Source organism: Streptomyces sp. URMC 124 (genome assembly GCF_051386455.1).
In the GTDB taxonomy this organism is placed as follows: Bacteria; Actinomycetota; Actinomycetes; order Streptomycetales; family Streptomycetaceae; genus Streptomyces.
In genome coordinates this window covers 32960-57494 of record NZ_JBPQTS010000022.1, presented here as the reverse complement: position 1 = coordinate 57494, position 24535 = coordinate 32960, and the positions used below count along the sequence as shown (strand labels likewise).

Annotated in this window: 12 protein-coding genes; 5 read left to right on the top strand and 7 right to left on the bottom strand. The window is 73.3% G+C overall.

All coding sequences use genetic code 11. From position 1 onward, the window contains the following. A partial coding sequence (locus ACSNOG_RS07095; RefSeq protein WP_436751681.1) for a sensor histidine kinase occupies positions 1–1757 on the bottom strand: 1757 nt, incomplete at its 3' end. Between the two features lie 184 nt (positions 1758–1941). On the opposite strand from ACSNOG_RS07095, the gene ACSNOG_RS07090 reads away from it, so the two are divergent. Together ACSNOG_RS07090 and ACSNOG_RS07085 are read left to right on the top strand one after the other, a co-directional pair. Continuing rightward, positions 1942–3330 carry a cation:dicarboxylate symporter family transporter gene (locus ACSNOG_RS07090; RefSeq protein ID WP_436751680.1) on the top strand — a complete coding sequence of 463 codons (1389 nt, stop codon included), beginning with the start codon at positions 1942–1944 and terminating at the stop codon, positions 3328–3330. 142 nt (positions 3331–3472) lie between these two features. Further along, a complete protein-coding gene (locus tag ACSNOG_RS07085; protein WP_436751679.1) occupies positions 3473–5497 on the top strand; it encodes a hypothetical protein in 2025 nt (674 codons plus the stop codon). Positions 5498–5521: 24 nt separating this feature from the next. On the opposite strand, the gene ACSNOG_RS07080 is transcribed toward ACSNOG_RS07085, so the two are convergent. After that, positions 5522–6121 carry a TetR/AcrR family transcriptional regulator gene (locus ACSNOG_RS07080; protein ID WP_436751678.1) on the bottom strand — a complete coding sequence of 200 codons (600 nt, stop codon included), beginning with the start codon at positions 6119–6121 and terminating at the stop codon, positions 5522–5524. A 188-nt stretch (positions 6122–6309) separates the two neighbouring features. On the opposite strand from ACSNOG_RS07080, the gene ACSNOG_RS07075 reads away from it, so the two are divergent. Beyond that, complete coding sequence (locus tag ACSNOG_RS07075) at positions 6310–8028, top strand: MFS transporter (RefSeq protein WP_436751677.1); 1719 nt, start codon at positions 6310–6312, stop codon at positions 8026–8028. 73 nt (positions 8029–8101) lie between these two features. On the opposite strand, the gene glgB is transcribed toward ACSNOG_RS07075, so the two are convergent. The 4 genes from glgB to ACSNOG_RS07055 form a co-directional block, all read right to left on the bottom strand. Beyond that, on the bottom strand, positions 8102–10420 hold the full coding sequence (gene glgB / locus ACSNOG_RS07070) for a 1,4-alpha-glucan branching enzyme (RefSeq protein WP_436751686.1): 2319 nt from the start codon (positions 10418–10420) through the stop codon (positions 8102–8104). Between the two features lie 646 nt (positions 10421–11066). Next, positions 11067–12632 carry a maltokinase N-terminal cap-like domain-containing protein gene (locus tag ACSNOG_RS07065; RefSeq protein WP_436751676.1) on the bottom strand — a complete coding sequence of 522 codons (1566 nt, stop codon included), beginning with the start codon at positions 12630–12632 and terminating at the stop codon, positions 11067–11069. A gap of 322 nt (positions 12633–12954) precedes the next feature. Then, positions 12955–14688: a maltose alpha-D-glucosyltransferase gene (gene treS, locus ACSNOG_RS07060; RefSeq protein WP_436751675.1), complete on the bottom strand. Its 1734-nt coding sequence runs from the start codon at positions 14686–14688 to the stop codon at positions 12955–12957. Further along, entirely contained in the window at positions 14685–16682 is a 1998-nt protein-coding gene (locus ACSNOG_RS07055) for an alpha-1,4-glucan--maltose-1-phosphate maltosyltransferase (RefSeq protein WP_436751674.1), read from the bottom strand. The genes treS and ACSNOG_RS07055 overlap by 4 nt, the downstream gene beginning before the upstream one ends. 716 nt (positions 16683–17398) lie before the next feature. Between ACSNOG_RS07055 and glgP the strand changes: the two genes are divergently transcribed. Beyond that, positions 17399–20026 carry an alpha-glucan family phosphorylase gene (gene glgP, locus ACSNOG_RS07050; protein WP_436751673.1) on the top strand — a complete coding sequence of 876 codons (2628 nt, stop codon included), beginning with the start codon at positions 17399–17401 and terminating at the stop codon, positions 20024–20026. Between the two features lie 97 nt (positions 20027–20123). Here glgP and ACSNOG_RS07045 read toward each other — a convergent pair whose 3' ends face one another. Beyond that, entirely contained in the window at positions 20124–22418 is a 2295-nt protein-coding gene (locus ACSNOG_RS07045; RefSeq protein WP_436751672.1) for a M4 family metallopeptidase, read from the bottom strand. A gap of 542 nt (positions 22419–22960) precedes the next feature. On the opposite strand from ACSNOG_RS07045, the gene ACSNOG_RS07040 reads away from it, so the two are divergent. Continuing rightward, the gene (locus ACSNOG_RS07040; protein ID WP_436751671.1) at positions 22961–24529 is read left to right on the top strand and encodes a carboxylesterase/lipase family protein; all 1569 of its coding nucleotides are present in this window, start codon (positions 22961–22963) and stop codon (positions 24527–24529) included. Positions 24530–24535: the final 6 nt, after the last annotated feature.

Below are 24535 nucleotides of genomic sequence, written 5' to 3'. Positions count from 1 at the left end.
GTGGTGGTGGGAGGCAGGAGCTCGGGGGACGACGGGGACGACGGGGACGACGGCGGCGTGGCAGGCGCCGCAGGCGCGGCAGGCGCGGCAGACGTGGCAGACGTGGCGAGCGCTTGCGCGGTCCGCGCCGCGGTGGTGTGCAGCGGAAGCCGTACGGTGAACTCCGCCCCGCCGCCCGCCGCGCGCGTGACGGAGACCGTACCGCCGTTGCGGCGCACGGCCTGCCGGACGAGCGCGAGGCCCAGGCCGCGGCCGTGCGGCGCGCTGCCGGGCGACTTGGTCGACCAGCCGCGCCGGAACACCTCCTCCATCGCCTCGGGCGCCACGCCCGCCCCCGTGTCCGCGACGCGCAGCAGCAGCTCGCCGGAGTCGGCGCGCAGGGTCACGGTGACCTGCGCGTGCCGGACCTCCGCCGCGTTGCGGTTGGCCTCCTCGGCGGCGGCGTCCACCGCGTTGTCGACCAGGTTGCCCAGGACGGTGACGAGATCGCGGGCCGGCAGGTGGCCGGGCAGCAGGCCGTCGTCGACGCGCGTGTCGGGGGTGAGGACGAGCTCGACGCCGCGCTCGTTGGCCTGGGCGGCCTTGCCGAGCAGCAGGGCGGCGAGGACCGGCTCCGCGACGGCGCCGACCACCTCGTCCGTGAGGGCCTGGGCGAGCTCCAGTTCGGCCGTGACGAACTCGACGGCCTCGTCCGCGCGCCCCAGTTCGATCAGGGAGACCACCGCGTGCAGCCGGTTCGCCGCCTCGTGCGCCTGGGAGCGCAGGGCCTCCGCGAAGCCGCGTACGGAGTCCAGCTCGCCGGAGAGCGCCTGGAGTTCGGTGTGGTCGCGCAGGGTCACGACGGTGCCGTGCCGTTCGCCGCCGGAGACCGGCGAGGTGTTGAGGACGACGATGCGGTCGGCCGTCGCGTGGACCTCGTCGACGCGCGGACCGGCGGCCAGCAGGGCGTCCGTGAGGGCGGGCGGCAGGCCGAGGTCGTCGACGCGACGGCCGATCACCTCCCCCGCCAGACCGAGGAGTTCGCGCCCGCCGTCGTTGATGAGGGCGATACGGTGCTGACCGTCCAGCATCAGCAGCCCCTCGCGCACGGCGTGGAGCGTGGCCTCGTGGTAGTCGTGCATCCGGCTCAGCTCGGTGGCGTTCATGCCATGCGTGTGGCGGCGCAGCCGGGCGTTGAGCACGTACGTCCCCGCCCCGCCCAGGGCCAGCGCGCCGAGCGCCACGCCCAGCAGCGCCAGCAGCTGGCGGCGTATCTCGGCGCTGATCGCGTCCACCGTGATGCCCGCGCTCACGAGCCCCGCGACCCGGTCGCCGTCCATGACGGGCACGACCACGCGGACCGACGGCCCGAGCGTGCCGGTGTACGTCTCCGAGAAGGTCCGGCCCTCCAGGGCCGGACCGGTGTGGCCCAGGAAGCGCTCGCCGATGCGGGCCGGGTCCGGGTGGGTCCAGCGGATGCCGTCCGGGCTCATGATCGTCACGAAGTCGACCCCCGTGTCGGTGCGCACGCGCTCGGCGTACGCCTGGAGGACCACGGGCGGATCGGCCGAGCGCACCGCGTCCCGTACGGACGCCGAGGAGGCCACGGCGACCGCCGCCGCCGTCACCTCGCGGCGCGCGGCCTCCTCGGCCTGGCCGCGGTCGGCGACGTACGCGAAGGCCGCGCAGCCGGCCACCACGAAGGCGACCAGCACGATCTGCATCGCGAAGAGCTGGCCGGCCAGGCTGCGGGGGCGGCGGATGCGGGGTCTGCGCATGGCGGACAGTGTGCACCGGGCCGCACCCGTGAACGTAATGCACATAAGGGTGACCACGGTCACAGAGCCGTGCATAGTCACCGGAGCCCCACTCGCCGGAGCTCCGGTCACGGGGTTCCGGTTCCACTCATTCCCCCGCTCAGATCCTTCCCCCGCTCAGAGCCGCGACCACGAGGAGACATCCGTGACGGCACAGGCAGCACCACCGGCCGGCCGGGCACGCCGCCGCCCGGACCGGACCCACTACCTCTACCTGGCCGTGATCGCGGCCGTCCTCGCCGGCATCGCCGTCGGCTTCGCGGCGCCGGGCGTCGCGGTCGAGCTCAAGCCGCTCGGCACCGGCTTCGTGAACCTGATCAAGATGATGATCTCGCCGGTCATCTTCTGCACGATCGTGCTCGGGATCGGCTCCGTGCGGAAGGCCGCCAAAGTCGGTGCGGTCGGCGGGCTGGCCCTCGGCTACTTCATGGTCATGTCGACCGTCGCGCTCGCCATCGGCCTGGTGGTGGGCAACATCCTGGAGCCCGGCAGCGGGCTGCACCTGACGGACGCCGTGCGTCACGCGGGTGAGGCACAGGCCAAGGGCGGCAGCGAGTCCACGACGGCCTTCCTGCTCGGCATCATCCCGACCACCATGGTCTCCGCCTTCACCGGCGGCCAGGTCCTGCAGACCCTGCTCGTCGCGCTCCTCGCGGGCTTCGCCCTGCAGGCGATGGGCGCGTCCGGCGAGCCCGTCCTGCGCGGCATCGGACACGTCCAGAAGCTGGTCTTCCGCATCCTCGCCATGATCATGTGGGCGGCCCCCGTGGGCGCCTTCGGCGCCATCGCGGCCGTCGTCGGCGCGACCGGCGTCGACGCCCTGAAGTCCCTCGCCGTCATCATGATCGGCTTCTACGTCACGTGCGTGCTGTTCGTGATCGTCGTCCTGGGCGCCCTGCTGCGGCTGGTGGCCGGGGTGAACATCTTCACGCTGCTCAAGTACCTCGGGCGCGAGTTCCTGCTCATCCTCTCGACGTCCTCGTCGGAGTCGGCCCTGCCGCGCCTGATCGCCAAGATGGAACACCTGGGCGTGAGCAAGCCGGTCGTCGGCATCACCGTGCCGACCGGCTACTCCTTCAACCTCGACGGCACGGCCATCTACCTGACGATGTCGTCGCTCTACATCGCCGAGGCCATGGGCGAGCCGCTCGCGCTGGGCCAGCAGATCTCGCTGCTCCTGTTCATGATCGTCGCCTCCAAGGGCGCGGCGGGCGTCACCGGCGCCGGCCTCGCCACGCTCGCGGGCGGCCTCCAGTCCCACCGCCCCGAACTCGTCGACGGGGTCGGCCTGATCGTCGGCATCGACCGCTTCATGAGCGAAGCGCGGGCCCTGACGAACTTCGCGGGCAACGCGGTGGCCACGGTCCTCGTCGGCACGTGGACCAAGGAGATCGACAAGGAGCGGGTGAGCGAGGTGCTCGCCGGGCGGCTGCCGTTCGACGAGACGACCCTGGCCGGCGACGGGCACGGGGCCGGCCCGGGAGGCGACGGCGAGCTGCCGGAGCCGAAGGAGCCCGTGGGCGCCGCGGCTTAACAGGCCGCGGAAGGCACGCGGGGCGCCCAGGGGCGTTCAAGGGGGCGTGCGGGTGCACGGGGCGGGCCCGGTGCTGGACGCGGGCCCGTGTACGACGGACGCTGCCGTACGCATGCGCGTCTCTCGTGTGCCAGGGGGATATGTGTACAGCGTTCTCTACGGCAATTCCCGTATCACTCTCACCTCCAGCAGCGGTACCCGGCTCGAACGTTCCGAGCTGCTCCTGCGCGATCCCGGCCTACGTCATCCGCGGTCCTCGCCCGCCGCCGCGGCACCCCTTCTCCTCGGGCGGGAGGAGACGACGGCCGCCGTCCGGCGGGACGTTGCGGCAGGGCAGTCGATGGAGTTCCACGGCCCTTGCGGAGTGGGAAAGACCACCCTGCTCCGGGCCGTCGCCGCGGACGGGCGGCGCAGCGCGTTCGTACGCGTGGCCGGGAAACCGCTGGAGGACGTGCTGCAACTGCTGGTGGACGAGCTCTACGTGTCCACCGAGCGGGAAGCGGTGAAGTACCCCCGCGCGGTCTGCGCGCGGCTCGTCGATCACGCCCGGCCGCTGATCGTGCTGGACGAGGTGCCGCCCGGTTCGCGCATCCCGCTGGAGCTGTCGGCCACCCTGCCCGGCTGCGTGCTCCTGGTCGCCGCGGAGCGCCCCGTGCTCGGCGGGACCGGCACGACCCGGCTCCTGGAGGGGCTGCCGCCGGAGCCCGCGCTCGACCTCTTCACCCGCTCGCTGGGCCGCCCCGTGCCGGACGCGGAACTGCCCGCCGTCCACCGGCTGCTGGAAGCCGTACGCTTCCGGCCGCTGCACGTCCGGCAGGCCGCGGCGCTCGCGCGGGCCGGGCACCCGGTCGGGACGCTGGCCCGGATCGCCGCCCGGGACCCGCGGGAGCTGGACCGGCTGAGCGCGGGGTCGCTGTCCGGGGCCGAGCGGAGGGCGCTGGTGGTCCTGGCGCTCGTGGCCGGAACCCTGGTGCCGGGGAACTGGGTGTCGGCCGTCGGCGACATCACGTACGCCGTGCAGTCCCTGGTCTCGCTGTACGAGCGCGGACTCGTCGAGCGCCCCGAGGAGGACCGGTTCGGGCTGCCGGTGTGCCTGAAGGAGAGCCTGCGGGGGCTGACGCTCGACGCGGTCTCCCTGAGCGCGGGAGTCAACGGGCTCGCCGACTGGCTGGACGACGCTCTCCACGGCGACGTGCACACGCTCACGGAGGCGCTCCAGGGCGTCGAGGGCATCGTCGGGCTGCTCGGCGTCGCCGCCGAGCGGGGGGAGTGGCGGGCCGCGATCCGGCTGGCGAAGATCGCCGAAGCCGCGTTGTTCGCCGGACTGCGGTGGCAGCAGTGGAAGGAGGTCCTGGAGAAGGGCGAGGAGGCGGCCAGGAGGATCGGCGACCGGGCCGCGGAGGCGCTCTTCTCCCACCAACTGGCCACCGTGGCCTACGCCGAGGACCGTCCCGCGGACGCCCGGGCCCGGCTCCGGCACGCGCTGCGGCTGCGGGAGGAGCTGGGCGATGTCGCGGGGGCCCGGCTGACCAGGGAGAACCTGGCGTACGTGGCGCCCCCGCCGGGGACGCTTCCGGGCGACGGGCCCGGTGCGCCGCGGCGGACGTGGGTCCGGTGGGCGGCGCTGTGCGTGGCCGTGCTGCTGGCCGTCGTCGTGGTGATCGCCGCGGTGCGGGCAGCGGTCTCCAAAGACCCTCCGGGGCCGGGCCCCTCGGTGCCGGGGGACAGCGCCGGTCCGGTCACCGCCGGGCCGGCGGACCGCAGCCCGACCGCCGCGGGGAGCGGCACGCCGGGCGCGAGCAGTGCCGGCCCCGGCCGCAGCCCGAGCGGTACGGCGGGGTCCCCGTCCGCCACGGGACCGGGCTCCAGTCCCGGTCCGACCCTGACGACGACCGGCCCCTCCCCGAGCAGGAGCCCGAGCCCGAGCCCGACCCGTACGAGCCCTTCCGCGTCGCCCAGCCCCAGCCGCACGACGCGGAGTCCGTCCGCTTCCCCCGGCCGTACGCGGAGTCCGTCCGTTTCCCCGAGCCGTACGACGCGGAGTCCGTCCGTTTCCCCCAGCCGTACGACGCGGAGCCCGTCCGTTTCCCCCGGCCGTACGCAGAGTCCGTCCGTTTCCCCCAGCCGTTCGACGGCCGGTTCCGGCCATGACGACGGGCCCGGGTGAAGCCCCCCGCTCCTACGCCGCCACCTACGCCGCCACCAACTCCGCCACCAGCTCTGCCGCCTCCCCCGCCGGTACCCCCGCCGCCGTGAGGGCCGTCACCGCGGCCGAGCGGCCCGCTTCGGCCGGGGCCAGGACGCCGTCGTTGACCGCCTGGATCAGGCCGAAGAGGATCTGCTCGCGGACGTAGGCCAGGGCGATGGCGGGCAGGGGAGAAGTGAAGCGGCCCTCGTCCAGGCCGCGTTGGAGCATGGCGGCGCACTCGCGGCGCACCGGCTCCAGGCGGCGGTGGATGCCCTCGACGGTGACGCTGCGCTGGGCCAGGGAGATCAGCAGGCGGTAGCCGTCGGCGATCTCCCAGGCGGCGAGCATGGAGCGGGCCAGGGCCTTGGCGGGGTCTTCGACCTCGTGCAGGGCCTCGGCCTGGGCGATCTCCACCGCGTTCGCGGCGTCGTCGACGAGGGCGCGCATCAGCGCTTCGCGGCTGGGGAAGTGGCCGTAGACCGTGCGCCGGACGACACCGGCCGCCCGTGCGATCTGGTCCATGCTCGCGTCCGCGTCGCGCAGCAGTTCCGCGAGCGCGATGTCCATGATGCGGCGGCGGTTGGCGTCAGCTCTGCCGGCCATTGGTCTCTTCTCTGTCCGTCGAGGCTCCGACCGAGTCCCGGATCGGGGCTCCGCCGAGGAAGGGGCTGCGGGCGCAGCCTTCGTGGCCGACATCCTGCACCTCATTTTGCACACAGCCGCACCCTCCCGTAATTTGCACACTGCTGTGTAATTGCACATCCATGTGCAAGATAGGAAAGGGGTGACCGATGGGCCTCGCGATGTCGACGCCGGTCGACGAGATGGACGGTCCGTACAAGAGGCGCTGGGCCGCGCTGGGGGTGCTCTGCATCAGCCTGCTGATCATCGTGATGGCCAACACCTCCCTGACGGTCGCCGCCCCCGACATGGTCAAGGACCTCGGCCTGGGCAGCTCCGACCTGCAGTGGGTCATCGACGGCTACACCGTTCCCTACGCCGCGCTGATGCTGATCCTCGGCGCCGTCGGTGACAAGTACAGCCGCCGCGGAGCGCTCGTTCTCGGCCTCTTCGTCTTCGGAGCGGCCTCCGTCGCCGGCTCGATGGTGGACAGCTCGGCCGGGGTCATCGCATCGCGCGCCGTCATGGGCGTCGGTGCGGCCATGATCATGCCGGCGACGCTCTCGCTGCTCGCGGCGACCTTCCCGCGCGAGGAGCGCGCCAAGGCCATCACCATCTGGACGGCCACCGCCGGTCTCGCCATCGCCGTCGGCCCGCTCGTGGCCGGTGCGCTGCTGGAGGACCACGGCTGGGCGTCCACGTTCCTGATCAACGTGCCGATCGCCTTCCTCGGGATCATCGGCGCGCTGGCGCTCGTCCCGCCGTCGAAGGCGACGCGCCCGGGCGAGGAAGCGGCCAGGATCGACTACGTCGGCGGCCTGCTGTCCGTCGTGTGGGTCGGCTCGCTCATCTACATGATCATCGAGGGGCCGCACTTCGGCTGGGGCGCCAAGGCGATCGCCGCCGCGGTCGTCGCGGGCGTCGGCCTGGTCCTCTTCGTGCTCTGGGAGCTGCGCCACCCGCAGCCGGTCCTGGACGTCCGCCGCTTCGCCGAGCGCGCGTTCGCCGGCTCGACCATGGCCGTCGCGCTGTTCTTCCTCGCCGTCTTCGGCGCCTTCTACTACCTCACCCAGCACCTGCAGTTCGTCCTCGGCTACTCGCCGCTGGACACCGGCGTGCGGATGCTGCCGCTGGCCGGCGCGGTGTTCGTGGGCGGCGCGCTGACCGCGATCCTCACCCCCAAGGTGGGCATGAAGGTCACCGTGGCGTGCGGCATGACCGTCGGCACCGTCGCCATCGCGCTGCTCGCCCGCGTCGACGAGTCCTCCACCTACGACGACTTCGTGCTGCCGCTGATCATCCTGGGCCTGGCCATCGGCCTGTCCCTGTCGCCGTGCACCAACGCCATCATGGGCTCCTTCCCCGAGGACCAGCTCGGCGTCGGCGGCGCCGTCAACAGCACCTCGATCGAGATGGGCGGCTCCCTGGGCATCGCCATCCTCGGCACCGTGCTCGCCAAGACCTACTCGTCCAACCTCGGCGACGCCGCCGCGAAGGCCGCCGAGGCCGGCGGCCCCGAGCTGCCGGAGAAGGCCCTCGGCATCGCGCAGGACTCGGTCGGCGCGGGGCTGGCCGTGGCCGAGGAGGTCGGCAAGCAGGTCGCGGCCGGCGCGGCGCCGAAGGTCGGCCCGGAGAAGGCCGCCGCCCTCGGGGCGCAGCAGGCCCAGGCCGTGGCCGAGGCCGTGCACCGGTCGTTCGCGGACGCCGTCGCCCACACCAGCGTCGTCGGGGCGGTCGTCCTCGGCGTGGGGACGGTCCTGGTGGCCCTCCTCCTCCCGGGCCGCAAGGCGCGGGCGGCGGCCGCCGCAGCCGCTTCCGCGGAGGCGGGGACCGGGGCGAAGGCAGGGGCTGACCGCGCCGGCAAGGAGCGCGTGAGCGAGAAGGCCTGACGCGCGGCGCGCCGCGGCGGACCCGTGCCCCGCACCCCCGTGCGGGGTGCGGGGCGCTCGCGCATGCGGGCTCCTACACCGCCCTCCACCACACCGTCGCCAGCGGCGGCAGCGTCACCGTGATGCTCGCCGGGCGCCCGTGGTGGCGGGTGGCCTCCGTCTTGACCGGGTCGGGCGTGGTGACACCGCTGCCGCCGTAGCGGGCGGCGTCCGTGTTGAGGATCTCCTGCCACGCCGTGAACCGGCCCGGCACGCCCAGGGCGTAGCCGTGCCGCACCACGGGGGAGAAGTTGCTGACGGCCAGCAGGGGCGCGCCCTGCGCGTCGAAGCGCAGGAACGCGAAGACGTTGTCCTCCGCGGCGTCGCCCACCACCCACTCGAAGCCCTCGGGCGCCGTGTCCCGCTGCCACAGGGCGGGCGTGGCACGGTAGGCCGTGTTCAGGTCGCGGACCAGGTCCCGGACGCCCCGGTGGTCCGCCTCGGCGGAGTAGGACGGGTCGAGCAGCCACCAGTCGGGGCCGTGGGCCTCGGACCACTCGGCGCCCTGCGCGAACTCCTGGCCCATGAAGAGCAGCTGCTTGCCCGGGTGCGCCCACATGAAGCCGAGGTAGGCGCGGTGGTTCGCGCGCTGCTGCCACCAGTCGCCGGGCATCTTCGACACCAGCGCGCGCTTGCCGTGGACGACCTCGTCATGGGAGATCGGCAGCACGTAGTTCTCGCTGTACGCGTAGATCATCGAGAACGTCATCTCACCGTGGTGGTACTTGCGGTGCACCGGCTCCTTCGAGACGTAGACGAGGGAGTCGTGCATCCAGCCCATGTTCCACTTCAGGCCGAAGCCGAGGCCGCCGAAGCCGCCCGCGCCGACGTGGTGCGTGGCGCGGGTGACGCCGTCCCAGGCCGTGGACTCCTCGGCGACGGTGACGACGCCGGGGCAGCGGCGGTAGACGGTCGCGTTCATCTCCTGCAGGAACGCCACCGCGTCCAGGTTCTCCCGGCCGCCGTGGACGTTCGGCGTCCACTGGCCCTCCTCGCGGGAGTAGTCCAGGTAGAGCATGGAGGCGACGGCGTCCACGCGGAGCCCGTCGATGTGGAACTCCTCGCACCAGTAGACGGCGTTCGCCACGAGGAAATTGCGCACCTCCGTGCGGCCGTAGTCGAACTCGAGCGTGCCCCAGTCCGGGTGCGCGGCGCGCAGGGGGTCCGCGGGCTCGTACAGCGGCCGGCCGTCGAACTCGGCCAGCGCCCAGTCGTCGCGCGGGAAGTGCGCCGGCACCCAGTCCATCAGGACGCCGATGCCGGCCGCGTGCAGGGCGTCCACCAGGTACTTGAAGTCGTCCGGGGTGCCCAGGCGGGCGGTGGGGGCGTAGAAACCGGTGATCTGATAGCCCCACGAACCGCCGAAGGGGTGCTCGGCGATCGGCATCAGCTCCACGTGCGTGAAGCCGAGATCCTTGACGTAGGCGGGGAGCTGCTCGGCCAGCTGCCGGTACGTCAGGCCCGGGCGCCAGGAGGGTAGGTGCACCTCGTAGACCGAGAAGGGGTGTTCGTGGACCGGCCGGTGCGTCCGGGTCGCCATCCACTCCTCGTCGCGCCAGGTGTGGTGCGAGGCGTGCACGACCGAGGCGTTCGCCGGAGGGGCCTCCGTGCGGCGCGCCATGGGGTCCGCGCGCATCGTGTGCGAGCCGTCCGGGCGCGTGATCTCGAACTTGTACAGCGCGCCCTCGCCGACGTCCGGCAGGAACAGCTCCCACACCCCGGACGCGCCCAGCGACCGCATGGGGTGGCCCGTGCCGTCCCAGTAGTTGAAGTCGCCGACGACGCGAACGCCCCGGGCGTTCGGCGCCCACACCGTGAACCGGGTGCCCGGCACTCCCTCGTGCACCATCGGCATCGCGCCCAGCGCCCGCCACAGCTCCTCGTGGCGGCCTTCGTGGATCAGGTGCAGGTCGAGGTCGCCGAGGGCGGGCAGGAAACGGTACGGGTCGCAGACCTCCAGCTCACTGTCCTCGTAACCGACCAGCAGGCGGTAGTCGGGGATCTCGCTCAGCGGCAGCACCGCCGCGAAGAAGCCGTCGCCCTCGTCGTAGAGCTCCACGCGCAGGCCCTTCGCGCTGACCGCCACGGAGCGTGCGCAGGGGCGCAGGGTGCGGAACGCCACGCCGCCGGGCACGGGGTGCGCCCCGAGCAGGCCGTGCGGGTCGTGGTGCGCGCCGTGCAGCAGCCGCTCGCGGTCCTCCGCGCCCAAGGGCTCGGCGGGCCGCACCCCGCGCCGCGCGGGCGCGCGCTTCGCTCGCGGCGGGGCGGCGTCCTGCGGCGCGTCCTGCGCCGCGTCCTGCGGCGCCTCCTGTGGCCCGGGCTCCGGCCCCGCCTTCCCGCTCCGCCCCGGCAGGAACGTGGCCGGGACTCCCGGCGAGGTGCCCGGGAGATCGTGCCCCGGCTCGTGGGACGGTCGGCGGGACGGCGGTCGAGCGCTCACGGTTCGCTCCTCCTGGAAGCCTCCCGACCGGCACCGCCGGGAGTGCGATCGGTGGTACGGATACGGATACGGATACGGATACGGGTACGTGTGCCCACGTCCCCGCGGGCACACAGCGCCGAACGCCCTCCTTGCCGCGTGCAGGAATCCCCCGCCGCGCCCCGGCGGCACAGGCCTGCCTGAGGCCGGCCGGGCACCGCCGGGTCCCGTCGTTGTGGCTGGACGCCGTCGCGGCGGGTGTACAGGGGCGGGCACTCTGGCTGGTTCCCTTGCCGTCGGCAAGGTCCCTCCGCCGCGGCGGTGATCGGCCCCAGCGGCGCGCTCCGGCGGTGCCGGGCTGCCTGGGGCCTGCTGGGCACCGCCGGGTTCCATCGCGGTGGTTGCGCGCCGTCGCGGCGGGGGTGTCGGGGTGGGTTCCCCGGGCGGGCTTCCTGGCGCAGGTGACAAACCTCCGCCGCGGCGGTGAGCAGCCCCAGCGGCGCGCTCCGGCGGTGCCGGGCTGTCTCGGGCCTGGTGGGCGTCGCCGGGCCCCGCCGTGGTGGGCCGTCGGGCACAGGCGTCACGTGGCCGGCCCCCGTTCCGGCCGGGAGGCCGGCTCCGCCAGGCGGTGGATCGCTGCCATCGGGACCGGGAGCCAGTCCGGGCGGTGGCGGGCCTCGTAGAGGACTTCGTAGACGGCCTTGTCCGTCTCGTGGGCGCGCAGCAGCTGCGGCTCCTCGCGCGGATCGCCGTGCACCGACCCGTAGCCCTCGCAGAACGCGGCGCGGGCCCGCTCCGACCAGTTGGTGCCGCTCGCGCGGCCGACCGCCGCCGCGTAGTCGAAGGAGCGCAGCATGCCGGCGACGTCGCGGGCGGTGGGCTGCGGCCGGGTGCGTTCGGCCAGGGGCCGGGCCGGTTCGCCCTCGAAGTCGATGAGGGCCCAGCGGCCGTCCTCGGCGGTGCGCAGCGCCTGCCCGAGGTGGAGGTCGCCGTGGATGCGCTGGGCGCGCCACGTGCGCCCGGCGCGGCCGAGCGCGGCGAGGTCGTCGTAGGCGCCGCGCAGGGCGGCCCGGAAGGGGCGCAGCGCGGGCACGGCGTCGGCGGCGGCGTCGAGCCGCCGGGTCATCGCCGCGGCGAGGTGTTCGAGCTGGGGGCGCCGCAGCACCACCGTGGGCAGCGCTTCGGCGAGCGCTCCGTGGACTTCGGCGGTGGCGTGGCCGAGGGCGCGCGCGGAGGCGGTGAAGTCGGCGCGGACGGCGAGGGCGCTCAGGGCCAGCTGCCAGCCGTCGGCGGAGCCGGGCAGGTAGGGCTGGAGGACGCCGAGCGTCATGGGTTCGGTGCCCGCGCCGGGCACGACGGCCTCGAACCAGGCGGCGGGGGCGGGCACCCGGGCGCAGCCGGTGCCGGCGAGGGCGCGGGGGAGTTCGAGGTCGGGGTTGGTGCCGGGGCAGACGCGGCGGAAGAGCTTGAGGATGTACGTTTCGCCGTAGACGATCGAGGAGTTGGACTGCTCGGCGCCGATGAGGCGGGGGGCGAGCCCGGCGCCGATGACGACGCCCTCCTCGCGGCTGAAGCGCAGCGGCCCGAGCCGGCCGGGCAGCCGCAGCCGTTCCAGCAGCAGGCCGGCGAGCCGGGGGTCGGCGAGGCCTTCGTAGACGGCGCGGCCGTGCAGCGGGCCGCCGACGGGGCGGCCGATGAGCGTGGGCGCGAGGTGCGGCGGCAGGACCTCGTGCACGCCGAGCAGGAGCTGGTAGCAGTCGTCGGTGCCGGCGTGGACGACGGGGGCGCCGGAGGCCGGGGCGTCCGCGGACCGCCCGGCGGGGGCGCCGGGCTGCTGGGCGCGCACGAGCAGGTGGAGCATGCCGGGGACGGTGGTGCCGGTGTGGTGGGGCAGCAACTCGGTGGCCGCGACGAGCGTGAAGCCGGTGATGGGGCGGCCCTTGCCCGCGAACCACCGCTGACGGGGCAGCCACTCGGAGAGCAGCGGCACCAGTGAGCCCAGCAGCCCGGCATCGGCGGTTTCCCGTTCCGGCGCGTGGGCCGCGGGGGCGGCGCGGACCGAGGACAGCAGCGGACCGGGGGCGCCCCCCTTCCGTCCGGTGTCCCGGTGTCCGGTGCCCCGGCGGGACGGTGCAGCGTCCGACATGGCGTCGCGTCCTTTCCCCGGGGCACGGCATATGGGGCAAAGTGTCCCGGATCACGGTCCCGGATTGCGGCATTGACCGGTGCGCGGTGCTGGGGTCCCCGCCGGAGGCGGGGGAGTGCCGGGCGAGGATCGTCCGTTCGGTCGGCGCCTGCGGCCCTGGTGCGGGCGTGCGGTGGCCGGGCGGCGGCCCCTGCGGCGGTGCCGGAACGGAAGCGGTCCGTTCGGCCCGGCCCGTGCGTAGTAGTGAGGGTGCCCCCGGTTCGCGGGGGAAAACCGCCCGTGCGCGACGGGCCGGCGGGCGCCGGCGCGCACGGGAGCGCCCTCAGTGTCCGGCCTGCGGCGGCGCGCCACGGCGGAGCCGGAACCAGTAGAAGCCGTGACCGGCCAGGGTCAGCAGGTAGGGCAGTTCGCCGATGGCGGGGAAGCGCACCCCACCGATCAGCTCGACGGGATGCCGGCCGCTGAACTCCTGCAGATCGAGCTCGGTCGGCTGTGCGAAACGGGAGAAGTTGTTCACGCACAGCACGAGGTCGTCCTCCCGCTGCCCGGGCAGCCGCACCTCGCGCAGGAACGCGAGCACGGCGGGGTTGCTGGAGGGCAGCTCGGTGTACGAGCCGAGCCCGAAGGCCGGGTTCTGCTTGCGGATCTCGATCATCCGGCGGGTCCAGTGCAGCAGCGACGAGGGGGAGCTCATCGAGGCCTCGACGTTGGTGACCTGGTAGCCGTAGACCGGGTCCATGATGGTCGGCAGGTACAGCCGGCCCGGATCGCACGAGGAGAAGCCGGCGTTGCGGTCGGGCGTCCACTGCATGGGGGTGCGCACCCCGTCGCGGTCGCCGAGCCAGATGTTGTCGCCCATGCCGATCTCGTCGCCGTAGTAGAGGATCGGCGAGCCGGGCAGGGAGAACAGCAGCGCGGTGAACAGCTCGATCTGATTGCGGTCGTTGTCGAGCAGCGGGGCCAGTCGCCGGCGGATGCCGATGTTGGCGCGCATGCGCGGATCCTTGGCGTACTCCGCGTACATGTAGTCGCGCTCTTCGTCGGTGACCATCTCCAGCGTCAGCTCGTCGTGGTTGCGCAGGAAGACGCCCCACTGGCAGCGCGACGGGATGGCCGGGGTCTTGGCCAGGATTTCCGAGACGGGGTAGCGGGATTCGCGCCGCACGGCCATGAAGATGCGCGGCATCACGGGGAAGTGGAAGGCCATGTGGCATTCGTTGCCGCCGGTCTCGTAGTCCCCGAAGTAGTCGACGACGTCCTCGGGCCACTGATTGGCTTCGGCCAGCAGCACCGTGTCCGGGTAATGGGCGTCGATCTCGGCCCGGACGCGCTTGAGGAAGGCGTGCGTCTGCGGCAGGTTCTCGCAGTTGGTGCCCTCCTCGGCGAAGAGGTACGGCACCGCGTCCAGCCGGAAGCCGTCGATGCCGAGATCGAGCCAGAACCGCAGCGCGGCCAGGATCTCCTCCTGCACGGCCGGGTTCTCGTAGTTGAGGTCCGGCTGGTGGGAGAAGAAGCGGTGCCAGTAGTACTGCTTGCGGACCGGGTCGAAGGTCCAGTTCGAGGTCTCGGTGTCGACGAAGATGATGCGCGCGTCGGGATAGCGCTTGTCGTCGTCGGCCCAGACGTAGTAATCCCCGTAGGGGCCTTCGGGGTCGCTGCGCGACTGCTGGAACCACTCGTGCTGATCGCTCGTATGGTTCATGACAAAGTCGATGATGACGCGCATGCCGCGCTGGTGCGCCGCGTCCACGAACTCCACGAAGTCGGCCAGGTCGCCGAACTCCGGGAGCACCGAGGTGTAGTCGGAGACGTCGTAGCCGCCGTCGCGCAGGGGCGACTGGAAGAACGGCGGCAGCCACAGGCAGTCGACGCCCAGCCACTGCAGGTAGTCCAGTTTGGCGGTCAGACCCTTGAGGTCGCCGATGCCGTCGCCGTCGCTGTCCTGGAAGGACCGGACGAGCACCTCGTAGAAGACGGCGCGCTTGAACCAGTCGGGGTCCAGGTCCTTGGCGGGAGTGTCCTCGAATGTGTCGGGGACGGGCTCATTGACGATCATGGTGTGGGTGACCCTCCGATCGGTGAGGACGGTCGCAGCGAGAACACGTGCGCGGGCGCGATGGAACGGCCCGGCTCGAGGCGCACATAGTTGTCCCTGCCCCAGTGATAGGTCTCTCCGGTGAGCTCGTCGCGCACCGGGACGGACTCGTGCCACGCGAGGCCGAGTTCCGGCATGTCCAACGAGACCGTGGCCTCCTGGGTGTGGTGGGGGTCGAGGTTGACGACCGTGAGTACGCACGAGCTGCCCGTCCGCTTGGAATAGGCGATGACGGCCTCGTTGTCGGCGTGATGGAAACGCAAGTTGCGCAGCCGCTGCAGGGCGGGATGGCGCCGGCGCAGCCGGTTCAGCAAGGTGATCAGCGGGGCCAGGCTGCGGCCCTCGCGTTCGGCCGCGTCCCAGTCGCGCGGGCGCAGCTGGTATTTCTCCGAGTCCAGGTATTCCTCGCTCCCGGGGTGCACCGGAGCGTTCTCGCACAGCTCGTATCCGGCGTACATGCCCCAGGTCGGGGAGAGCGTCGCGGCGAGCACGGCGCGCACCTCGAAGGCGGCCCGGCCGCCGCTCTGCAGATAGGCGTGCAGGATGTCGGGGGTGTTCACGAAGAGGTTCGGCCGCATGAACGCGGAGGCCTCCCCGGAGAGCTCGCCGAGGTAGTCCGTGAGCTCCTGCTTGGTGTTGCGCCAGGTGAAATAGGTGTAGGACTGCTGGAAGCCGATGGCGCCGAGCGCGCGCATCATCGCGGGCCGGGTGAAGGCCTCGGCGAGGAAGAGGACGTCCGGGTCGGTGCGCCCGATCTCGGCGATCACCTTCTCCCAGAACGCCACCGGCTTGGTGTGCGGATTGTCGACGCGGAAGATCCGCACCCCGTGCCCCATCCAGAACCGCAGCACCCGCAGGCTCTCGCGCACCAGCCCGTCGAAGTCCTCGTCGAAGGCCAGGGGATAGATGTCCTGGTACTTCTTGGGCGGGTTCTCGGCGTAGGCGATGGTGCCGTCGGCGCGGTGGTGGAACCACTCCGGGTGCTTGGCGACCCAGGGGTGGTCCGGGGAGCACTGCAGGGCGAAGTCGAGGGCGACCTCCATGCGCAGCTCGCGGGCGCGCTCGACGAAGTGGTCGAAGTCCTCGAAGGTGCCGAGGTCGGGGTGGAGGGCGTCGTGGCCGCCGTCGGCAGAGCCGATCGCCCAGGGGCTGCCGACGTCGTACGGGCCCGCGGTGAGCGCGTTGTTGGGGCCCTTGCGGTAGGAGGTGCCGATGGGGTGCACCGGGGGCAGGTAGACGACGTCGAAGCCCATCGCGGCGACGGCCGGCAGCCGCCGGGCCGCCGTGCGGAGCGTTCCGCTGCGGGCGGGCATGCGCCCCTCCGCGGGCACCGCCCCCTCCGAGCGCGGGAACATCTCGTACCAGGAGCCGAACAGGGCCCGTTCGCGCTCCACCAGCACCGGCACCGCGCGGCTCACCGAGACCAGCTCGCGCAGCGGGTGCTCGGCCAGCGCCGCCGTGACCGGGGGCGCGAGGGCGGCGGCGAGCCGCGCGGTGGGCGGGCGGCCCGGGTCGCGCAGCGCGTCGACCGCGGCCAGCACCGCCTCGCGGCCCTCCTTCTTCGGCACCCCGGCCGCGGCGCGCTCGTAAAGCAACGCCCCTTCCTCCAGGACGAGTTGGACGTCCATCCCGGCCGGGATCTTCACCGAGGCCCGGTGCCGCCAGCTCCCCACCGGATCGCTCCAGGCCTCCACCGCGTACGTCCAGCGGCCCTCCGAGGCGGGGGTGACGTCCGCGCCCCAGCGGTCGGTGCCGGGCGCGAGTTCGCGCATGGGCGTCCAGGGGCCGCTGCGGCCCGCCGGGTCGCGCAGCACCACGTTGGCGCCGAGCGCGTCGTGGCCCTCGCGGAAGACGGTGGCGGTGACCTGGAAGGTCTCGCCGACGACCGCCTTGACCGGCCGGCGGCCGCAGTCCACGAGCGGCCCGAGGTCCAGGACGGGGATACGACCGATCATGGGATCACCTGGGGGTTCGACGGAATCGGAGAGGCGGTGCGGGTGGGGCGGAAGGGCGGCTCTGGCGAGTTCTGCTCTTTCTATCTGCTCCGCCGGCGGTCGGCCGGGTGCGGGCATGACTGCTCCTGACCGCGTTCACTCGGGTGGGTGCGGAAGACGTGCGGAGGGGCCTGGACACGTACACGAGGCGGCGGCGGACTGCGACTCCCTGCATACCGCTTGAGCTTTCCCACCGGTCCCGGCCGGGCATGCCCGCACCGTGGGACCTACCGGGGCGTAGTTCCCGTGGCACCGGCTGGGGAGGATGGTCGGCACTCCGTCACCCGTACGAAGTCTCCCCGTTGAGCCGATCGTGTGCAATGCGCGAAAACCGGGTAACCGGCGGCCAGACGGGGGAATGGCGCCCCGCTCCGGCCGTCGAAGGCCGTAGCGGTAACCGGCCGACGCCGTTCCCGCTGTACGCGCGGCGTATTTACGCCTCGTACGCGTGCATGAGCCGCACCGCCGAGGCGTGCGGTCCGCTTCCCCGCACCGTCCACCATACGGACGCCCTTCCCGGCCACGCGACCGTCCGCCGGGAGTACCCGGCGCACCGGGCGGCAACCGGGGCTCCCGCCCCGCCCCAGGGGGCGCACTTCCCGGCTGCACCTGCCAGGAGCAGGCAGTTGCCGCGAAGCGCCACGAAGCCCCCGGGCGTCCCCGCTACCGTCGTGGGGGTGAAGGCCATTCGTCGATTCAGTGTGCGCCCCGTTCTGCCGGAGCCCCTACGACCGCTCAGTGAGCTGGCGCGCAACCTGCGCTGGTCCTGGCACCCCGAGACCCGTGAGCTCTTCCAGGCCGTCGACCCCGAGGGCTGGCGGGCCGCCGCCGGCGACCCGATGCGGCTGCTGGGCTCGGTCCCCGCGGCGCGGCTCGCGGCCCTCGCGGACGACCGCCGCTTCCGCCGCCGGCTCGCCGCCGCAGCCGACGACCTGCAGGACTACCTCACCGGCCGGCGCTGGTACCAGGAGCAGCCCGAGGGGCTGCCCGCCGCCATCGCCTACTTCTCGCCCGAATTCGGCATCACCGCCGCCCTCCCGCAGTACAGCGGAGGCCTCGGCATCCTCGCCGGCGACCACCTGAAGTCCGCCAGCGACCTCGGCGTCCCCCTCATCGGCGTCGGACTGCTCTACCGGCACGGCTACTTCCGCCAGTCGCTCTCCCGCGAAGGCTGGCAGCAGGAGCACTACCCCCTGCTCGACCCCAACGAGCTCCCGCTCACCATGCTGCGCGAGCCCGACGGCAGCGCCAGCCGCATCTCGCTGGCCCTGCCCGGCGGCCGCTCCCTGCGCGCCTACATCTGGCAGGCCCGCGTCGGCCGGGTGCCGCTGCTGCTCCTCGACTCCGACGTCGAGGACAACGGCCCCGGCGAGCGCGAGGTCACCGACCGGCTCTACGGCGGGGGCGGCGAGCACCGGCTGCTGCAGGAGATGCTCCTCGGCATCGGCGGCGTCCGCGCCGTGCGCACCTACTGCCGCCTGACCGGCCACCCCGAACCCGAGGTCTTCCACACCAACGAGGGCCACGCCGGCTTCCTGGGCCTGGAGCGCATCCGCGAACTGGTGGACGGCGGACTGGACTTCGACGCCGCCCTGGAGTGCGCCCGCGCCGGCGCCGTCTTCACCACCCACACCCCCGTGCCCGCCGGCATCGACCGCTTCGACCGCGAGCTGGTCGCCCGCCACTTCGGCGCCACCGGCGAACTGCCCGGCATCGACGTCGAACGCGTCCTCGAACTGGGCCTGGAGACCTACCCCGGCGGCGAGCCCAACCTCTTCAACATGGCCGTCATGGGCCTGCGGCTCGCCCAGCGCGCCAACGGCGTCTCCACCCTCCACGGGCAGGTCAGCCGGCAGATGTTCGCCGGCCTGTGGCCCGGCTTCGACGCCGAGGAAGTGCCCATCGACTCCGTCACCAACGGCGTCCACGCCCCCACGTGGGTCGCCCCCGAGGTGATGCGCCTGGGCGCCCGCCGGGTCGGCGCCGGACGCACCGAGGACGCCCTGGCCGTCGGCGGCTCCCCGCGCTGGGACGCCGTCGCCGACATCCCCGACGCCGACATCTGGGAGCTGCGCCGCACCCTGCGCGAACAGCTGGTCGAGGAAGTGCGCGAGCGGCTGCGCGCCGCCTGGCGCGAGCGCGGCGCCGGCACCGCCGAGCTCGGCTGGATCGACGGCGTCCTCGACCCCGGCGTCCTCACCATCGGCTTCGCCCGCCGCGTGCCCTCCTACAAGCGCCTCACCCTCATGCTCCGCGACCGCGACCGCCTCATGGAGCTCCTCCTGCATCCCGAGCGGCCCGTGCAGATCGTCGTCGCGGGCAAGGCCCACCCCGCCGACGACAGCGGCAAGCGCCTCGTACAGGAGCTGGTGCGCTTCGCCGACGACCCGCGCGTGCGCCGCCGCCTGGTCTTCCTGCCCGACTACGGCATGGCCATGGCCCAGCGCCTCTACCCCGGCTGCGACGTCTGGCTGAACAACCCGCTGCGCCCCCTGGAGGCCTGCGGCACCTCGGGGATGAAGGCCGCCCTCAACGGCTGCCTCAACCTCTCGGTCCTCGACGGCTGGTGGGACGAGTGGTACGAGCCCGACTTCGGCTGGGCCATCCCCACCGCCGACGGCGCCGCCATGGACGACGACCGCCGCGACGACCTGGAGGCCGCCGCCCTCTACGACCTGCTGGAGCGGCGGGTGGCCCCGCGCTTCTACGACCGCACGCACGGCGGGCTCCCCGGCCGCTGGATCGAGATGGTCCGCCGCACGCTGACCACCCTCGGCCCGAAGGTCCTCGCCGGGCGCATGGTGCGCGAGTACGTGGAGCGCCTCTACACCCCCGCCGCCGAGGCCCAGCGGGCCCTCACCCCGGCCGCGGCGAGCGAGCTGGCCGCCTGGAAGACCCGGGTGCGGGCCGGGTGGCCGGGCGTCGCCGTCGACCACGTGGAGGCCGTCGCCGACACCTCCCTCAACGGCACCGCGACCCTGGGCTCCACGGTCTCCCTGCGGGTGAGCGTCACACTCGGACCGCTGGACCCCTCGGACGTCGAGGTGCAGGCCGTGGCCGGGCGCGTCGACCCCACCGACCGGCTCAGCCAGACCGCCACGTTCCCCCTCAAGCCGGCCGGCGGCCCTTCCCTGGACGGCCGCCGCCTCTACGAAGGCCCGCTCACCCTCGACCGCACGGGCCCCTTCGGCTACACCGTGCGGATCCTGCCCTCGCACCGGCTGCTGTCCAGCGGCGCGGAGATGGGCCTGGTCACCCTGCCGTCGGAGGCGACGGGGGAGGCGGCGGGGGTGCTCCTGCGCTGACGCGGCCCGCACGTGCGTGGGGCGCCGTCCGGGGGAGTCGAGGCTCACCCCGGACGGCGCCCGGTTCAGGTACCGCACCCCTTGAGGGGCACGGGGATCAGAAGCTCAGCTTCCAGCCGTTGACGGTGCCGCTGTCCGCGGAGTACACGTCCTGCACCTGCAGCTTCCACGTACCGGTGGCCGAGACCCCGGACGCGTCCACCGTGTAGCTCTCCTTCACGTCCTCCGCCGAGTCCCAGGCGTCCGAGTCCTTCAGCCGCCACGTCTTGCCGTCCGGGGCGACGAGGTCGATCCGCAGGTCACCGCGGTAGGTGTGGGTGATGTTCACGTCCACCTTGAGCGCGGAGGAGCCGTTGCCGCTGCGGGTGACGACGATCGGGGAGGTCACGGCGCCGCCCGCGTCCGGGATCGCGACGGGGGTGGTGTTCTCGAAGACGCTGCCGCCGCCCGTGGTGTTCACGGTCCACTTGAAGGACACGCTCGCGGACTTGCCGGCCGAGTCCTTGACCGTGACGGTCACGTTGCTGGTGCCGGTGGCGGTCGGCGTGCCGGAGATCAGGCCGCTGGAGGCGTTGAGCGACAGGCCCGCGGGCAGGCCGGTGGCCGAGTAGCTCAGGGCACCGGAGTTGCTGCTGGTGGCCTTGATCTGCAGGGAGACGGCGGTGTTCACGATGCTCGTCTGGTCACCGGGCGCGGTGATGCTGACCCCGGTCCCGGGGGTCGCCCGGCTGCCGACGTTGACGGCCGCCCAGGCGTTGGCCACGTTGTTGTACGTCTCGCTGCCCACGCCGAAGAGCTCGCCCGCGGCCCACAGCGTCGCGTCGCGCGCGCCGGCGTAGTTGGTGGTGGACTGCATGCGCCCGGTCAGCGCCTTGAACCAGATCTTGGCCGCGTTGTCCCGGCCTATGCCGGTGACCGGCAGCCCGTCGGAGGTCGGCGAGTCGTACTTGACCCCGTTGATCTCCTTGGCGCCGCTGCCCTCGGAGGCGAGGTAGAACCAGTGGTTGGCGGGGCCCGACGAGTAGTGCACGTCGATGCCGCCGAGGCCCGAGTACCAGGCGTCCTTGGAGCGGCCGTCCTTGCTGGGCTTGTCCATGTAACGCAGCGGGGAGCCGTTGCCGTTGATGTCGATCTTCTCGCCGACGAGGTAGTCGCCCACGTCGTTGGGGTTGTTCGCCCAGAACTCGACGGCGGCGGCGAAGATGTCGGAGGTGGCCTCGTTCAGGCCGCCGGACTCGCCCGCGTAGTTGAGGTTGGCGGTGGCCGAGGTGACGCCGTGCGTCATCTCGTGCGCGGCCACGTCGATCGACGTCAGCGGCTTGGCGTTGCCGGAGCCGTCGCCGTAGGTCATGCAGAAGCAGTCGTCCGACCAGAAGGCGTTGACGTAGTTGGTGCCGTAGTGCACCCGGCTGTACGCGCCCACGCCGTCACCGCGGATGCCGCTGCGCCCGTGCACGTTCTTGTAGTAGTCCCATGTCAGCTGGGCGCCGTAGTGCGCGTCCACGCCGGCGGTGGCCGCGTCGCTCGTGCCGCCGTTGCCCCAGACGTCGTCCGCGTCGGTGAAGAGGGTGCCGGTGCCGGAGGAGCCGCGGTTGAGGTTGTAGGTCTTGTGGCCGCCGCGCGAGGCGTCGTTGAGCTGGTAGGAGCCGCCCGACTGCGAGGTGCCGATGGTGACCCGGCCGCTGTACTGGCTGTTGCCGGTGCCCTGCTTGACGCCCTGGAACTCGAAGAGCTTCTTGCCCGTGCGCGCGTCGGTGATGACGTGCAGCTGGTTGGGCGTGCCGTCCTCCTGCAGGCCGCCGACGACGGTCTCGTAGGCGAGGACCGGCTTGCCGCTCGCGGCCCAGATCACCTTGCGGGGCGCCCGGTCGGCCTTCGTGGCCTTCGAGCCCTGCGCGCCGGCGGCCTTCACGGCCTCCTTCTCGGCGGTGGCGGCCGTCAGCAACGCGGTGGTCGTCGCGATCGTCATCCGGGCCTTGGTCGCCTTGGCGACGCTCTTGACGCCGCCGCCCTTGGTGGCGTCGACGACGAGGTCGCCGCCGAGCACGGGCAGGCCGTCGTAGGTCCGCTCGTAGCGGGTGTGGGTCGTGCCGTTGACGTCCTTGACGACGTCCTTGACGACCAGCTTCTCCTGGGCGCCGAGGCCGAGGGTCCGCGCGGTCTCGGCCTTCGTCGCGTCGGCCTGGCGCATGAGCTCGGCGCGCTGCGAGGGGGAGAGCTTGACGGGCATGGCGCCCGGGTCGGCCTTGGCGACGACCTTGCGCGGGGCGCTGCCCGCCGCGTCGTCGCCACGGGCGGCGGCCGTGCCGGTCTGGGTGCCGACGGCGAGCATCGCCGAGACGGCGACCAGTGCGCCGGCGGCGACGGCTCTCTTCTGGGGGGTGGGTCTCACGCTGACTCCTTCTGCGAGGGCAGATCAGGCAGAACGGTGGAGCTGGGGCCGATGGATCCCGTCCGGTGGTCCGGTCCGATGAATCCGGCGGGTGCGGTGAAGCGTGGCGGGTGCGGTCGAACGTGGTGGAGCGCTGCGCTTCCCCGGGTGCGGTGGCCGCCGGGTGCTGCCGGTCGGTGCCGCGGGAGGGGGTGGAGGCGTGGGGCCTCGGGGACAGCAGGCGATGCACGTGCCGATGGAGCGGTGGGACGCGACGACCGGCGCCCGGCGGCAGTGCCGTGGGGAAGCCGCGCGTCGGTGGAGGGAAGAGTGCCACCGCAGGCATGTACGTGTCAGGAGTCCGGAGGCAAGTTGGCCGGATTCCGTCCGTTGACGAAAGAACGAGGTCCGCATAGCGGTGCGTGGGCGGCTCCTGCGCGGCCCGCATCGCGTCCGGGCCGCCCGTAAATGGCTGGCACACGTCGTCGTGCACCGGGATCCTCCGGAGTGCCCGGGCCGCCGAGAAGCCCCGGCCCGCGCTCCACCCGCCCGGAGAGGGAGTCATGATGACCGCCGACGCGTCCGAGCCGTCCGAGCACCCCGAGCCGTCCGAGCCGTCCGGGGGCCGCCCCGAAGTCCGCATCGGCGCCGGGGAACTGCGCGGCACCCGGGAGGCGGGCGTGGCGGTCTTCCGCGGCGTCCCGTTCGCCGAGCCGCCCGTGGGCCCGCTGCGCTTCGCCGCCCCGCGCCCGGCGCGGGGGTGGGACGGGGTGCGGGAGGCCGTGGTTTACGGGCCGCCGCCGCCCCAGGGCGGCCACTTCGGCATGGACGCCCTCGCGCGGGACGCGGCGGGCGAGGACTGGCTGACGGCCAACGTCTGGTCGCCCGATCCGGGCCCGGGCGCGGGACTGCCGGTGATGGTGTGGATCCACGGCGGCGCCTACACGATCGGCATGTCCGGCCTTCCCGAGTACGACGGCGGCCGCCTGGCACGGGACGGCCGCGTCGTCGTGGTGACGTTCAACTACCGCGTGGGCCCGGAGGGTTTCGGACGGATCGAGGGGGCGCCCGGCAACCGCGGCCTGCTCGACCAGATCGCCGCGCTGGAGTGGGTGCGGGAGAACATCCGGGCCTTCGGCGGCGACCCGGACCGCGTCACGGTCTTCGGCCAGTCGGCGGGCGGCGGATCGGTCGCCGCGCTGCTGGCGATGCCGCGCGCGGCCGGCCTCTTCCACCGTGCCGTCGCGCAGAGCGCGCAGGGCACGTTCTTCTCGCCCGGGCTCGCTGCCGACATCGCCGCCGCCTGCGCGGCCGAGCTGGGGCTGCGGCCCACGCTCGCCGACCTGGCGGCCGTGGACCCGGCCCGGCTGTCCGCCGCCGGTGACGCCGTCGGTGCGAAGGCGGCCCGGTGGGCGGACCGCTGGGGACGGGCCGCGCACCGGTCGATCCCGTTCTCACCGGTCGTCGGAGACGATGACCTGCCGGTCACTCCGTGGCAGGCCCTGACCGACGGCGCCGGCCGGGACGTCGCCCTCCTCGTCGGCCACACCCGGGACGAACAGCGGCTGTTCACCGCGATCGAGGGGCTGCTCGGCCAGGTGACGCGGGAGCAGGCGGACGCCGCCCTGCGCGCCTACGCCCCGGGCCCGGACGGCGCACGGCGCTACCGCGAGGCCCTGCCGGCCGCGAGCCCGGAGGAGCTGTACGAACGGGTCCACTCCGACTGGCTGTTCCGCATGCCGAGCCTCCGGCTGGCCCGGGCGCAGACCGCCGCCGGAGGCCGCGCCCACGTCTACGAGCTGACCTGGCCCGCCCCGGGCATGGGCGGCGCCTTCGGCGCCTGCCACGGCCTCGACGTGCCGCTCGTCTTCGGCAACCTGGACCGCGGGCAGCCCGCCGTGCTGATCGGCGAAGGCCCGCCTCCCGAGGCGGAGACGCTCTCCGCCCGCATGCGCGCCGCATGGACGGCGTTCGCCGCGCACGGCGACCCCGGCTGGCCCGCGTACGACGCCGGACAGCGCCTCGTACAGCTCTACGACGCCCGCCCGGCCGTCGCCCCCTACCCGGAGGAGATCTCACGGCTGATCTGGCAGGACCACGCCTTCGCTGCGCTGCCGCTGACCGGCGGATAGCGCCGG

What these genes read in the sequence shown, in the direction of transcription:
- ACSNOG_RS07065 (WP_436751676.1), bottom strand. Translation starts at nt 12,632, where the DNA reads ATGTCGGACGCTGCACCGTCCCGCCGGGGCACCGGACACCGGGACACC.
- treS (WP_436751675.1), bottom strand. Translation starts at nt 14,688, where the DNA reads ATGATCGTCAATGAGCCCGTCCCCGACACATTCGAGGACACTCCCGCC.
- ACSNOG_RS07055 (WP_436751674.1), bottom strand. Translation starts at nt 16,682, where the DNA reads ATGATCGGTCGTATCCCCGTCCTGGACCTCGGGCCGCTCGTGGACTGC.
- ACSNOG_RS07040 (WP_436751671.1), top strand. Translation starts at nt 22,961, where the DNA reads ATGATGACCGCCGACGCGTCCGAGCCGTCCGAGCACCCCGAGCCGTCC.
- ACSNOG_RS07075 (WP_436751677.1), top strand. Translation starts at nt 6,310, where the DNA reads ATGGGCCTCGCGATGTCGACGCCGGTCGACGAGATGGACGGTCCGTAC.
- ACSNOG_RS07080 (WP_436751678.1), bottom strand. Translation starts at nt 6,121, where the DNA reads ATGGCCGGCAGAGCTGACGCCAACCGCCGCCGCATCATGGACATCGCG.